The organism is Amycolatopsis sp. NPDC045836 (assembly GCF_056431745.1).
In genome coordinates this window covers 166,348-179,924 of record NZ_JBWKKF010000004.1, presented here as the reverse complement: position 1 = coordinate 179,924, position 13,577 = coordinate 166,348, and the positions used below count along the sequence as shown (strand labels likewise).

The 13,577-nt window shown below is 74.3% G+C and carries 9 protein-coding genes; 5 read left to right on the top strand and 4 right to left on the bottom strand.

Features of this window, described 5'->3' with window-relative positions:
- Positions 1-216: 216 nt before the first annotated feature.
- On the bottom strand, positions 217-933 hold the full coding sequence (locus AC07EG_RS08215; RefSeq protein ID WP_478252324.1) for a CTP synthase C-terminal region-related (seleno)protein: 717 nt from the start codon (positions 931-933) through the stop codon (positions 217-219).
- Between the two features lie 76 nt (positions 934-1,009).
- On the opposite strand from AC07EG_RS08215, the gene AC07EG_RS08210 reads away from it, so the two are divergent.
- Positions 1,010-1,951: a LysR family transcriptional regulator gene (locus tag AC07EG_RS08210; protein ID WP_478252323.1), complete on the top strand. Its 942-nt coding sequence runs from the start codon at positions 1,010-1,012 to the stop codon at positions 1,949-1,951.
- Here the strand turns inward: AC07EG_RS08210 and AC07EG_RS08205 are convergent.
- On the bottom strand, positions 1,878-3,833 hold the full coding sequence (locus AC07EG_RS08205) for an ABC1 kinase family protein (protein WP_478252322.1): 1,956 nt from the start codon (positions 3,831-3,833) through the stop codon (positions 1,878-1,880). The genes AC07EG_RS08210 and AC07EG_RS08205 overlap by 74 nt on opposite strands.
- A 108-nt stretch (positions 3,834-3,941) precedes the next feature.
- Here AC07EG_RS08205 and AC07EG_RS08200 point away from each other — a divergent pair, with 108 nt between their 5' ends.
- A complete protein-coding gene (locus tag AC07EG_RS08200) occupies positions 3,942-5,171 on the top strand; it encodes a sensor histidine kinase (RefSeq protein ID WP_478252321.1) in 1,230 nt (409 codons plus the stop codon).
- Positions 5,168-5,821 carry a response regulator gene (locus tag AC07EG_RS08195; RefSeq protein ID WP_478252320.1) on the top strand — a complete coding sequence of 218 codons (654 nt, stop codon included), beginning with the start codon at positions 5,168-5,170 and terminating at the stop codon, positions 5,819-5,821. The genes AC07EG_RS08200 and AC07EG_RS08195 overlap by 4 nt, the downstream gene beginning before the upstream one ends.
- Here the strand turns inward: AC07EG_RS08195 and AC07EG_RS08190 are convergent.
- Both AC07EG_RS08190 and AC07EG_RS08185 read right to left on the bottom strand, forming a co-directional pair.
- The gene (locus AC07EG_RS08190; protein ID WP_478252319.1) at positions 5,805-7,505 is read right to left on the bottom strand and encodes an EAL domain-containing protein; all 1,701 of its coding nucleotides are present in this window, start codon (positions 7,503-7,505) and stop codon (positions 5,805-5,807) included. The genes AC07EG_RS08195 and AC07EG_RS08190 overlap by 17 nt on opposite strands.
- A gap of 71 nt (positions 7,506-7,576) precedes the next feature.
- A complete protein-coding gene (locus AC07EG_RS08185; RefSeq protein ID WP_478252318.1) occupies positions 7,577-8,704 on the bottom strand; it encodes a lycopene cyclase family protein in 1,128 nt (375 codons plus the stop codon).
- A gap of 37 nt (positions 8,705-8,741) precedes the next feature.
- Between AC07EG_RS08185 and AC07EG_RS08180 the strand changes: the two genes are divergently transcribed.
- Together AC07EG_RS08180 and AC07EG_RS08175 are read left to right on the top strand one after the other, a co-directional pair.
- Positions 8,742-10,325 carry a deoxyguanosinetriphosphate triphosphohydrolase family protein gene (locus AC07EG_RS08180; protein ID WP_478252317.1) on the top strand — a complete coding sequence of 528 codons (1,584 nt, stop codon included), beginning with the start codon at positions 8,742-8,744 and terminating at the stop codon, positions 10,323-10,325.
- A gap of 235 nt (positions 10,326-10,560) precedes the next feature.
- Positions 10,561-13,398, top strand: coding sequence for a S8 family serine peptidase (locus AC07EG_RS08175; RefSeq protein ID WP_478252316.1), 2,838 nt, complete (start codon positions 10,561-10,563; stop codon positions 13,396-13,398).
- The last annotated feature ends 179 nt before the right edge of the window (positions 13,399-13,577 follow it).

Here is a 13,577-nt window from a genome sequence, read left to right as displayed (position 1 = left end):
CGCTTTTGAGCCGGGCATCGGTGTGGGGCGCCAGTCGGATGATCGGTGCGGTCTTGTGGGTGCTCCGCGCCGGTGGCTGGCGGTTCCTGCTGCGCGCAGGTGCTTCACTCGGATGATCGGCGCGCCCTTCGCCGATCACCACTTCGGTGATCGGCAAAGGGCGGCGTGCCTCGGCGCGTTCTGGCCAAGCGCCCTCGTAGCCGGGCGTATAACGCCCTATACGGCTGCGCTCTGTCCCTCCAGGTGGCGGACGGCGGCGAAGGCCAGCGCCCGGATGATCGGGTGCGGCGCCAGGTCCTCCCGCGCCAGTTCCGGCTGGAACAGGGTGGCCAGGAAGAACGGGTGCCCCGGCAGCTCCACCACCCGCGGGTCCCCGGCTTCGTCCAGTCCGCTGAACCGCAGGCCGTTCGAAAGCAGAACCTGCAGGTAAGCCGCGTCGCAGCCGTAGGAGCAGTGGTATCGCTCCACCGTCCGCGCCGACCCGAGGACGGTGCCCGCCAGTGACTCCGGGTCCACCACGATCGTGCCCTCGTGCCCGGCCAGGGAGCACGCCAGCGGCACGATCAGCGGCGACGCCGCCGCCGGGTCGTTCTCCCCGTGCGCGACGTCCAGCCCGCACACGTTCCTGGCGTACTCCAGCAGCGCGTGCTGGAAACCACCGCACGTGCCGAGGAACGGGATGCCCCGCGTCCGCGCCGCGGTCACCGCGGCCAGGGCACCGGCCTCGCTCCGGTACGGGCTGCCCGGCAGCAGCCAGATCGCGTCGAAGCCGTCGACCGCCGCCGCCTCCTCGGTGGGGATCCAGTACGCGTCCAGCACGAGACCGTCGCGTTCGGCGAGTGTTTCCAGCAGCCCGGGGATCCGGGTGTGCGAGCGGACGTGGGGCGAGCGGTCGCCGACCAGGGCGATCCGCGCGGCGGGCGGCGTGGTCATGCCGTTCATCGTGGTCCTCCGGCGAGTTCAGGTCCAACGATGAAACATGCTGACCGCATTAGCGATAATGATTGTTATGGATCCGCATCTGCTCCGAACCTTCGTCACGGTGGTGCGCTGCGGCTCCTTCAGCGCTGCCGCCCGTGAACTCGGCTACACCCAGTCGGCGGTCTCCCAGCACATCGCCAGCCTGGAGGCCGACCTGGGCACCGTGCTGCTCTTCCGCCGCCCGGTCGCGCCGTCCGAAGCCGGGGCCCGCCTGCTCGAACACGCCGGGCCGCTGCTGATCCGCCTCGAAGCCGCCCGCGCCGACATCACCCGCCTCGCCGCGACGCCCCACACCGCGGTGTCCGTGGGTGCCTCGCCGCTGGCCGTGAAGCACCGCCTGCCCACCGCCCTCGCCGAGCTGCGCCGCCGGTTCCCGCGCACCGAGGTGACGCTGCGGGTGCTGGGCAGGCAGGCGGTGCTCGACGAGGTGTCCACCGGCGCGCTCACCCTCGGCCTGGTCGACGGCGTCGCCGCGCCGAGCGACCCGCTGCGGCTGCCCGAGGCCGCCCCGCTGACCGGGGTCGTGCGCGCGGCCGGGGACGACGAACTGGTCGCCGCCCTGCCCGCGGACCACCCGCTGGCCGGGCGGGCGGCGCTGCGCCTGGCCGACCTCTCCGACGCCCGCTGGATCGACGCGCCCGAAGCCGGGCTGCCGCTGGCGCAGCTCCGCGCGAACGCCGGGTTCGGCGGCTTCCGCCCGGCGCTGGCCTACCACGGCACGGACGTGGCCGCGCTCGGGGCGCTGGTCGCGGGCGGGCACGGCCTGGCCGTGCTGCCCCGCCCGGTCGCCTCGGCCGCACCCGGGGTGAGCGGGGTGCCGATCGCCGAACCGCGGCTGGTCCACTGCGTGGAGGTGGTCCACTCCGGGGCGCTGGACGGCCCGGCCGCCGGGCTGGTCAGGGCGCTGACCCGAACCGCCGCTGGCTCCGGAACACCACGAACAGCAGCCGCAGGCCCACCAGCAGGCTGACCACCAGCAGGTGGTAGCCGAACAGCTGGTTGAGCGTGAGGTCCGGCAGCACCCGCGGCCCGCCGGAACTGGCGAGCAGTAGCACCGCCATCAGCCCGGTGGCGGCGCCGGTGGCGGCGAGCAGGACCTCGTGCAGCCAGCCGGTGAGCACCGCGCGGTCGCGCTCGTCGGCGAGCAACCGCACGCTGACCGAAAGCCGGCCCTGTTCCAGCGCGGTGCTGATGCGGTCCAGCCGCCGGGGCAGGCGCCGCACCACCGGCAGCAGCGAGAGCAGTTCGTCGGTGGCGGCCTGCCGCAGCGAATCCGGCCGCAGTTTCCCGCCCACCGCGCCCAGCGCGAACGAACGCGACTCGGTCATCACGTCGAACCCGGGTGCGAGCAGGCCCAGCGTGCCCTCCATGGTGGCCAGCGCGCGGAACACCGCGGCGACCGGCGGTGGCACCGACAGCCGGAACCCGGCGATCACCTTGAACAGATCGGTGAACAGGTCGAGGTCCGGGGCCTGCCGGTGGCTGAAGTGCTTGGCCACCAGCGCGCCCAGCGCGCGTTCCAGGCGCCGTTCGTCGATGTCGTCCGGGCGGTCGACGATCTCCAGCAGGCCGTCGCGCAGCGCCGCCGGGTCACCGCGGTCGACCGCGGCGAGCAGGTCCCGCAGCCCGCCGCGCAGGCTCGGGTCGAGGCGGCCGACCGAGCCGAAGTCGAGCAGGCCGAGCCGCCCGTCCGCGAGCACCAGCACGTTGCCGGGGTGCGGGTCGGCGTGGAAGACCCCGTGCCGCAGCACCTGGTGCAGCAGGCAGTCCAGCAGCGAGCGGGCCAGCACCGGCCGCCGGTCGGCAGCGACCGCGGCGGTGCCGAGCGGCACCCCGTCGAGCCTGCTCATCACCAGCACCCGCGCGGTGGACAGCTCTTCGTGCACGGCCGGCAGCACCACCGAGTCGTCCGGCCGGGCGGCCGCCACCGAGGCCAGGTTCCGCGCCTCGACCCGGAAGTCCAGTTCCTCGGCCAGCGCGGCGGCGAAGCCCCCGGCGAGTTCGGCGACCCCGAGGGAGCGCGCCCAGCGGGTGCGCAGTTCCAGCGACCGCGCGACGCGGTGCACGATGTCGAGGTCGCGTTCCACCACGCGCCGGACGTCGGGCCGCTGCACCTTGACCACCACCTGCGCACCCGAGCGCAGTTTCGCGCGGTAGACCTGCGCGATGGAGGCCGCGGCGATCGGCTCGGGGTCGAACTCGGCGAACACCTCGGACGGCGGTGCGCCCAGTTCGTCGTGCAGCAGCCGTTCGATCAGCCCGGCCGGAACCGGCGCGACCCCGTCCTGCAGCCGGCTCAGTTCGTCGATGAACGGCTGGGACAGCAGGTCGGGCCGGGTGGACATCAGCTGCCCGAGCTTGACGAAGGCGCCCCCGGCGTCTTCGAGCGCCCGGCGCAGTGATCGCGCCAGCGCGGCTTCGCGGCTGCTGTCCGGGTTGCGGCGCCCGCTCAGGTAGGGGCCGAGGCCGTGCTTGACCGCGATCCGGGTGATCTGCGAGTACCGGCGCCCGCGGGCGGCCTTCGCCCGTGCCGCGCGGATCCGCCCGAGCAACCCGAGGCCGCCGCCGCTCGGCACCGCGAGTTCGGCGACGAACAGGAAGACCAGTGTGGTGACGAAGGCGGCCCCGGCGATCGGGACGAGCAGGCCGGAGAAGGCGGCCGGGCGGCCCGTGTGCACCGGGGGCAGCAGGGTGAACACCCCGGTGGCCACGAGCCAGCCGAGCAACGCGCCGGACAGCGCGCGGACCGCCCCGATGCGCACGCCGAGCACCCGGCGCGAGGCGGCCACCAGCGGCCAGAGGAACACGACGTAGAACGGCAGGCTGAGCAGGCCGAAGAGCAAGGAGGACACCCGGGGAGTAGAGCAAGCGCGCGGGGTGCCCCGGGTCCACCGCGCGCGGGTTCGCCCTCCCTCCCGAGAGGGAACTCCGATCGCCGCGCGCCCGCCTACGATCGGCTGGTGCGCTTGCTCAACCCGGTGGTGAACCGGTCGACCTACCGCCGCTGGGCCTACCTGATCCTCGGCGGCGCGCTGAGCGTGCCGTACCTGATCTTCGCCTCGATCGCGGTCCCGTCGGTGACGCCGGTGACCACGTCGATCGGCGCCGCCTTCTGGACCGGGAGCGTGCTGGCGCTGGCGGTCATGCTGGCCTCGTCGTTCATCCCGGCGGTCCGGGTGCTGGAGGGCACCGCGGTGCGGGAACTGCTCGACGACCCGGCGCCGGGGGTGGTCTTCGGCCGGGCGGAGAACTGGCCGGTGCGGCTGCGCTCGAGCGCGATGTTCCTGCTGCACGTGGTGTGCGGGGGTGTGCTGAGCTTCGCCAGCCTGGTGCTGCCGGTGGTTTTTGTGCTGTCGGTGACCGCGCCGTTCACCGGGCGCATCGCGATCGCCTCCGAGGAGGGCATCCGGGTGCCGCGCGGCTGGGCCGGGGCCTGGGTGCCGGTGCTCTGCCTGCTGCTGGTGCTCGGGCTGGTCTACACCGTTTCGGCGGTGGGTGCCCTGCTCAGCCGCGCCGCGGCGACCCTGCTCGGCGTCTCCGCGGCCGACCGGATCGCCCAGCTGGAAAAGCGCGCCGAGCAGCTGGCCGAGCGCAACCGGCTGGCCAGGGAGCTGCACGATTCGGTGGGGCACGCGCTGAGCGTGGTGACCATCCAGGCCGGGGCCGCGCGGCGCACGCTGCGGCGGGACCCGGAGTTCACCGAACGCGCGCTGGAGGCCATCGAGGACTCCGCCCGGTCGGCGCTGGAGGACCTCGACCACGTGCTGGGCCTGCTGCGCGAGGAGAAGGCGGGCAAGGCACCGCAGGCGGGGCTGGCCGAGCTGCCCGGCCTGCTGGCGGCGACCCGGCTGGCCGGCGTGCCGGTGACCGCGGAGATCACCGGCGAGCCGGACGAGGTGCCGGCGGTGGTCTCCCGCGAGGCGTACCGGATCCTGCAGGAATGCCTGACCAACGTGCTGCGGCACGCCGGTAAGGTCCCGGTCGAGGTGCGCGTGGTGATCGGCGGGGAGCGGCTGGAACTGCTGGTGCGCAATCCCGCCGGGGCGCCGGTGGCCTCGCGCCGCACCGGCGGGCGCGGGGTGCGGGGCATGGCGGAACGGGTCGAGGTGCTGCGTGGCGAGTTCCGCGCCGGGCGCGCCGGAGCACATTGGGAGGTCGTGGTGGGATTGCCGTGGGGAGCCGGGAAATGAGCATCGGGGTGCTGCTGGTCGACGACGAGCAGCTGATCAGGGCCGGGCTGCGGGCGATCATCGAGTCCGAGCCGGAGCTGAGCGTGGTGGGGGAGGCCGGGGACGGCGCCGAGGTGCCCGGCCTGGTCGCCCGGCTGCGCCCGGACGTGGTGCTGATGGACGTGCGGATGCCCGCGGTGGACGGCATCCGCGCCACCGAGCACCTGCTGTCCACGGTGGACGACCCGCCGAAGATCGTGGTGGTGACCACCTTCGAGAACGACGACTACGTCTACGAGGCCCTGCGGGCGGGCGCGAGCGGGTTCCTGCTCAAGCGGGCGCGGCCGGAGGAGATCGTGGGCGCGGTGCGCACCGTGTGCGCCGGTGATTCGCTGCTGTTCCCGGCCGCGATCCGCCGGCTGGCCGCCACCCACGGCGAGCCCGGCGGGCGGGACGGCCTGGCCGGGGCCGGGCTCACCGAGCGCGAGTCCGAGGTGCTCCGCCTCGTCGCGAAAGGACTGTCCAATGTGGAAATCGCCGGGGAGCTGTTCCTCGGGGTGCAGACGGTGAAGACCCACGTCGGCAACCTGCTCGCGAAGCTGGGGGCGCGTGACCGCACCCAGGCGGTGATCAGGGCGTACGAATCCGGCTTCATCAAGCCGGTGGGTTGAGCCGCACCGGCCGGCCACCCCGCCCGCGCAGCACTTCGACCCGGTCGGAGCCGGGGCGGCCGAGCACCCAGCTGGACCCGGGCACCTCCTTGGCCCGCTTCTTCAGCGGCGCCAGCAGTTTCGACACGTCGCGGTAGGAACCCACCGAGGCGGTCGTGCAGACCAGGGTGGCCAGCGAGACCGACACCGGGCGGCCCTCCGCCGACCACGAGGCGTCGACCAGCGCCGCGGCCAGGGTGGCGATCTCGTCGACGTCGCAGGCGATGAGGAAGTCGTCGCCGCCGACGTGGCTGACGGTGGTCCGCGGCAGCCGCGTGGCCACGTCGGTCAGGACGCGGCCGAGTTCGCGGATCAGGTCGTCGCCCGCGGCGAAGCCGAAGCTGTCGTTGACCGACTTGAACGCGTCCACGTCCAGCCAGGCGGTGACGAACGGCTCGCGGGCGGCGATGCGGCGGTCGATGTCCCTGGCCACGGTCTCGGTGCCGGGCAGCCGGGTCAGCGGGTTGAGCGCGGTGGCCGCCTCGACCTTGGCCTCGGCCACCCCGCGCACCACCTCGGTCACCAGCACCACCCCCAGGCACCGGCCGCGCCGGTCGACCACCACCACGTCGTCGCCGGTGCGGTCCCAGTCCGCGTCGGCCACCACGTCGAGCAGGTCCAGCGCCGAGGCCTCGGCGTCGATGGTGTGCGGGACGTCGGCCAGCCGGCCGGCCGGTCGCTTGGCGTGCAGGGCGTGCCCGTACGGACCGGTGAAGGCGAGCAGGAACCGCGCCCGGTCCACCGACCACAGTGGACGTTCGCGGGTGTCCACGCCGACGATGCCGGTGGCCCGCTCCGAGGCGGCCAGCGCCTCGCGGACGTCCTCGCAGGTGGCCGAAGCGGGCAGGGTGACCGCCGGTTTCAGGAAGTCGCGGACCCGGGGTGCCGGTGTGGCGGGGTGGTCGGTGGTCTTCGGCAACGGCGTGGTGGCGCCGTCCAGCAGGCCGTCGTGCCCGGTGCCGGTGAACAGCGGCCCCTGCGCCACCCGCAGGCCCAGCGCCCGCACCGCCTCCAGGTGCGCGGTGTTCTCGACGCCGGTGGCCACCAGCCGGGCGCCGGTGCGGGAGGCGAACTGCACCAGGGATTCCACGACCGCCGCCGAAGCCGGGTCGGCCGGGGCGCGGGCGGTGAGCGTGCCGTCGACCTTGAGCGTGTGCACCCCGGCCACGGCCAGCAGGGCCAGCGGCAGGTCACCGCGGCCGAGCCCGTCCAGCGCCAGCCGGAAGCCGAGGTCGGTCAGCGCGGCCATGCTGTCGAGCAGTTCGGCCGGGCGCACCCGGCCGAACGGCGGGCCGATCTCCAGCACCACCTCGCGGGGCGGCCTGCCCACCTCGTCCAGCACGTCGAGCAGCGGGGTGCACCGCGCGGCGCCCTCGGCGACCGAGGCGGCGGTCAGGTTCAGGTGCAGCGGCAGCAGGCCGGGCCCGCGGGTCTCGTCCTCGGCTTCCTGGCGCACGGCGTGCGCGGCCAGTGCCACATCGGTCTCGGCGAGCTCGCCCGCCCTGGCGGCCTCGTCGAGCAGCCTGGCCACCGAGTGCTCCCCGGTGCCGGCGCGCGCGAGCGCTTCCAGCGCCACGGCGCCGCCGGTGTGCAGGCTGTAGAGCGGCTGGAAGGCGAAGCTGACGGCGATCTGGGACGGACCCACGACCGCATGGTGCCCAGCCCGGAGCGGTTCCGGGTGGTCTGTAAGCAGAAATTCACCGGCTGGACGCGCAATTACACCATCCGGGTGCGAATTCGCCACGGCGCCAGCCGGAAAAGTCCTACCATGGCGGCCATCGTCCCGGTCAGGTCCTCACGGCCGGACAGATACGCGCGTTGCGACTCCGGCGGGAGCGCGAAGAACATTTCGAAGAATTCCGGTACCTGGGCGGGCGGTAGCCCGGTGAACACGCGCAGGCCGAATTTTCGCAGCGCGTGCACCCGCCGCGCCCGCGCCGAGGCCACCACCGCGCGGGCCGCGCGATCGGCTTCGGCCGGGCCGCGTGCGGCCGCGATGGCCTGTGCCACCGGGGAAGCGAGCCGCAGCGCGGTGCCGACGCTGTAACCCGTGGCGGGGTGCGCGAAGCCGCCCGCGACGCCGAAGGCGAGCGTGCGCGGAATGGGCAGGTCGAGCGGAATGCGCACGCGTTCCGGCCCGCGTGGTTCGCCGACCCCGGCCGCGGCCAGCCGTGAACGCAGGCGCGCGGAAAGAATGCGTTGCGGCACCCCGGGCCTGGCCGCCAGGCAGGTTTCCTCGACCAGCGTCCGGCCGTCGCCGAGCGGCAGGGAATAGAGGAAGGTGGGCGTCGCCGAATCACCCGGTTCGGGGGCGGGCCGCCAATCCATGAACACCGCCGTGCCCGCCGGGTGCCCGGTCACCCGTTCGGCGAGCGCGGCGGGCAGGGCGACGCCGAACGCGGTCTGCTCGGCGGGCCGCCGGGCCGGGCCGCCGGTCAGCGCGCGCTGGGCACCCGTGGCGTCGACGGCCACCGCGCAGGCCAGCCGCCTGCCGTCGGCCAGGGTCACCGTCGCACCCCGGTCACCGCGCGTCACCGCCGCCACCCGTCCGGGAATCGTCTCGACGGCGGGGTGGGTCAGCCACTCGCGCAGGCCGGCGTTGTCGAGCACGGCGTACTCGCGGTCGATCGGGTGCGTGGTGACGGCGGTGGCCACCACGGAATGCGGCACGGCGGCGACGGCGGCGCCGGGCAGGTCCGGCACCTCGTCGCGCCAGAGGCCGTAGACCGGGGTCCACGGCCGTGCGGGTGCGGGGTCGACCACCGCGGTGCGCAGTCCGGCACGGGCGCAGGCGCCCGCCAGTGCCCAGCCTGCCGGGCCCGCGCCGGCGATCAGGGTGTCCATGCCGGAATCCCACCACAGCCGCGGTTAGGGTGGGCGGGTGCGCAACTTCGAGGAGTCGGCCGACCCCAGGGCGCGCCGCCGCGACCACGACCGGCAGGCCGAGCGGTCTTCGGCGGCCGCGGACCTGGCGAGCAGCCCGTTCCGGATCGACCGCGACCGGATCGCCGCCTCCCCGTTCTTCGCCCGGCTCGGCGGGGTCACCCAGGTGGTCAGCGCCGGCGGGGCCGGCCTGCTGCACAACCGGCTCACGCACAGCCTGAAGGTGGCGCAGGTGGCCAGGGCGATCGCCGAGCGGCTGACCGCCGCGCCGGACACCGCCGAACTGGCCGAGAAGCTGGGCGGCTGCGACCCCGACGTGGCCGAGGCCGCCGCGCTCGCGCACGACCTCGGGCACCCGCCGTTCGGCCACCTCGGCGAGCAGGTGCTCGACCGGCTCGCCCGGCACCGGTACGGGCTGGCCGACGGCTTCGAGGGCAACGCGCAGACCTTCCGCATCCTGACCACCACCGACGTGCGCGGGCCCGCGGCGATCGGCCTCGACCTGACCGCCGCCGTGCGCGCGGCGGTGCTGAAGTACCCGTGGGCCCGGCTGCACGTGCCCGACCCGCACCCGTCCGGGATGCGCGTGCCGCCGCGCGGGGCCGCCGAGCCGGAGACCGGGCCGGGCACCGGGGCGAGCAAGTTCTCCGCCTACTGCACCGAACTGGACGACTTCGCGCAGGCGCGGGCCCCGTTCACCGGCAGGCTGGAGCACTGGCAGCAGACGGTCGAGGCGTCGGTGATGGACACCGCCGACGACATCGCCTACGCCATCCACGACCTGCAGGACTTCCACCGCATCGGGGTGCTGCAGCACGCGTCGGTGGCCGCCGAACTGGGCCAGTGGGCCGCGCACGCGGGCGAATTGTCCGGACTGGACGGTGCCGCGCTGGCCGCCGAACGGCGCCGGCCCGGTTACTCCCTCGAACGCCTGCGGCGGCGCATGCACACCAAGGACCGCTGGATCGTCGACGACGACGCGTTCGCCATGGCGGTGGCGCGGGTGCGCGGTGAACTGGTCGACGACCTGCTCGCCGGTGCCTTCGACGGCTCCATCGAAGCCGAGCAGGCAACCGCCGCGTTCTCCGCCCGCTGGACCGCGCGCCTGGTCGACGGGGTGTCGCTGACGCCGTCCCCGTCCACCCGGTCGGGGCACGTGACGCTGCGGCCCCCGCAGTGGCACGAGGTGCAGGTGCTCAAGTTCGTGCACCGGCGGTTTGTCCTGCTTCGCCCGGATCTGGCGTTGCACCAGCGCGGGCAGGCCAGCCTGGTGTCCACTTTGGTCGACGCGCTGGACGCCTGGCTGGTCGACCGCGAGGAGGCTTCGCGGCTGCCCCGGCGGCTGCACGACCTGGTCGAACTGGCGCACCAGGAGTACCAGCAGCTGGCGCGCCACGCCCCGGAACTGCTGGTCGGGGCCACCGGCGAACCGGTGCGCGGGCAGGACGAGGTGCGGGGGCTGGCCAGGGGCCGCGCGGTGGTCGACTTCGTCGCCTCGCTGACCGACAAGCAGGCGGTCAGCCTGCTCGACGCCCTGTCCGGCCGCGCTTCGCAGCCCTGGTCCGACTCGTTCGTGCTGTAGCCACAGCGTTACCGCCTCCGTTAGAGATTCACCGATCGACGGTCACTCGAAAGGCTGCTGTAAACCTCTGCACTCTGCACTTAAGTGGTCTCAGCCGGTGATCACCGGCGATCGGCCAGCGTGAGTCGGGGCACGCGCCAGTCAATCGGAGGCGCCCGTGCGTCCAGCTCATTCACCAGGTAGGAGAGCGCGAAGCGGCCTCGCCGGCGCGGCCTGCCTGGCGGTCGTCGCCGGGGTGCTCACCCCGGCCACCGCGGCGGCGGGGGTGGCGGACCCCGCCGCGCAGGTGCAGGAGCGAGTGCTCCAGCAGATCGCCGCGCTGCAGGAGCTCAAGCGCGCGCAGCGGCCCGTGGACTCCAAAGTGGACAGCCACCTGCTGGTGGAGCGGCAGCGGCGCGCGCAGCGGCTGCCCGCGGCCGAGCTGTCCGCATTGGACACCGGGGCGAAGGTCACCGAACGCGGCACGGTCACCGTCGACGTGCGGGCCACCGCGGTCACCGACGACCTGCTCGCGGGCCTGGGGGCCGCGGGCGCGGAAATCCGCACCGTCTCGGCGAAGGCGGCCAGCATCCGGGCCGAGCTGCCGCTCGACGCGGTCACCGGCCTGGCCGAGCGCGCCGACGTGCGGCTGATCGAACCCGCCGTGCAGGCGGTCACCGCGCACCAGCTGGCCGATCCGTCGGCCCGCGCCCCCCGCTCGGACGACACCCCGGCCAAGAGCAAGGCGGAGTTCGCCGCCCAGCTGGAGGCGGAGCTGAACCAGGCGCAGGCGCGCATCCAGGCCGGTCCGGTGACCAGCGAGGGCGACCGCGCGCACAACGCCGACACCGCCCGCCAGCAGTACGGCGTCAGCGGCGCCGGGGTGAAGATCTGCGCGCTGTCCGACGGGGTCGCCTCGCTGGCCGCGTCCCAGGCCAAGGGCGAGCTGCCGCCGTCGATCGACGTGCTGCCCGGCCAGGAGGGCTCCGGTGACGAGGGCACCGCGATGCTGGAGATCATCCACGACGTGGCGCCGGGGGCCGACCTCGGTTTCGCCACCGCGTTCAGCTCCGACGCCGGCTTCGCCGACAACATCCGCAAGCTCCGCTTCGACGCGGGCTGCGACATCATCGTCGACGACGTGCTCTACTTCAAGGAGTCGCCGTTCCAGGACTGGATCATCGCCCAGGCGGTGAACGAGGTGACCGCCGACGGCGCGCTGTACTTCTCCTCGGCCGGCAACGAGGGCAACACCAGCGACGGCACCACCGCGCACTGGGAAGGCGACTTCGCCGACTCCGGGCTGCAGGCGGGCAAGTTCACCGGCGCGGCCCACGACTTCGCCGGGGCCGGCGGCACGCAGATCTTCCAGCCGATCTCCGACGCCTCCTCGGCCTCGGTGGTGGTCACGCTGTTCTGGTCGGACCCGGTCGGCCGCTCGGCCAACGACTACGACCTGTACCTGTTCAACGCCGCCGGTGCGGTGGTGGCGATGAGCCAGAACAACCAGACCGGCACCCAGGACCCGTACGAGCGGCTGGACACCCCGCTCTTCGGCGGCACCGGGCTGCGGCTGGCCGTGGTCAAGTACTCCGGGGAGAACCGGTACCTGTCGCTGTCCGGCCTCGGCGGGCGCTTCGCCGACTCGGCCGACGGCCTCAAGGCCTACACCACCCCGGGCGTGACCGTGGGCCACTCGGCCGCGCGGCAGGCCTACAGCGTGGCGGCGACGCCGGCGGCCAAGGCGTTCGGCTCCCCGCTGGAGCCGGGTGACCCGGCCAACCCGGCCGGCCCGTTCCCCGGCTCGTTCGGCCCGGACACGCAGGTCGAGCGGTTCAGCTCGGACGGCCCGCGCCGGGTGTTCTACGAGTCGGACGGCACCCCCATCACCCCCGGCGACGTCTCGGCGACCGGGGGAGAGGTGCGGCAGAAGCCGGACCTGACCGCGGCCGACGGGGTGAGCACCGGCGTCACCGGGTTCAACCCGTTCTTCGGCACCTCGGCCGCGGCCCCGCACGCGGCGGCGATCGCCGGGCTGGTGCTCTCGGGCAATCCGGGCCTGCACCCGAAGGAGATGCGGGAGGCGCTGGTCAACACCGCCGCCGACATCGAACTGGCCGGTACCGACGTGCTCAGCGGGGCCGGGGTGCTGCTGGCCGACCGGGTGCTGGCCCACACCGGAGCCAGCCCGCAGCCGGTGGCGGTGGCCAAGGCACCCACCGTGCTCGCGCCGGACGGTTTCCTCGACCCGGGTGAGACCGCGAAGCTGAACCTGCCGGTGACCAACACCGGGGACGGCGCGGCGGTGTCCACCAGCGTGGTGCTGACCTCGCCGACGCCGGGGGTGAGCATCACCCCGCGGTCGAAGTCCTACGGCACGATCAGCCCGAAGCAGACCGGGGTCAACGAGTTCGGCATCAGCGTGCCGGCGAACCACCAGCTGGGGGTGCCGGTCCTGCTCGACGCCAAGGTGAGCTTCGCCGGGGCGCACTCGCCGACCACCGTGCGGTTCCCGCTGCCGGTCGGCAAGCCCTCCCCGGTGGCCACCGACTTCGCCTACACCGGGGCACCGGTGGCCATCCCGGACAACAACCAGGTCGGGGTGAGCGTGCCGATCGAGGTGGCCGGGGTCGGCCGGGCGTCGAAGCTGACGCTGTCGGTGGACGGCAGCACCTGCAGCACCGACCAGACCTCGACCACGGTTGGGCTGAGCCACTCCTACGTCGGGGACCTGGTCGGCACGCTGACCGCGCCCTCGGGCGCGCAGGCGGTGGTGTTCCAGCGCAACGGCAGTTCGGGCAACAACCTGTGCCAGGTGGTGTTCGCCGACGGGGCGGCGCGGGCGTTCAGCTCGGTGTCCTTCTCCGACGCGCCGTTCACCGGTTCGTGGCGCCCGGCCGCGGCGCTGTCCGGGCTGACCACTGGGGCGGTGGACGGCACCTGGACCTTCCACGCCCGCGACGTGGCCGGTGGTGACTCCGGCACGATCCGCGCGGTTTCCTTGCACATCAACGGATATGTCGGGGGCAGCGCGGCCGGGCAGCCGGCCGCGGTGCACCGTGAAGTGCGCAACGGGCCGGTCCGCCCGGTCTGACCGCCTGCACCCCGGCCGGGGGGGGGGGGCCCGGGGGGGGGGGGGGGGGGGGGGGGGGGTGGGGGGGGGGGTGGGGGGGGGAGGGGGGGGGGGGGGGGGGGGGGGGGGGGTTGGGGGGGGGGGGGGGGGGGGGGGGAGGGGGGGGGGGGGGGGGGGTGTGTGGGGGGGGGGGAGGGCGT

What these genes read in the sequence shown, in the direction of transcription:
- AC07EG_RS08185 (WP_478252318.1), bottom strand. Translation starts at nt 8,704, where the DNA reads ATGGACACCCTGATCGCCGGCGCGGGCCCGGCAGGCTGGGCACTGGCG.
- AC07EG_RS08210 (WP_478252323.1), top strand. Translation starts at nt 1,010, where the DNA reads ATGGATCCGCATCTGCTCCGAACCTTCGTCACGGTGGTGCGCTGCGGC.
- AC07EG_RS08195 (WP_478252320.1), top strand. Translation starts at nt 5,168, where the DNA reads ATGAGCATCGGGGTGCTGCTGGTCGACGACGAGCAGCTGATCAGGGCC.
- AC07EG_RS08215 (WP_478252324.1), bottom strand. Translation starts at nt 933, where the DNA reads ATGACCACGCCGCCCGCCGCGCGGATCGCCCTGGTCGGCGACCGCTCG.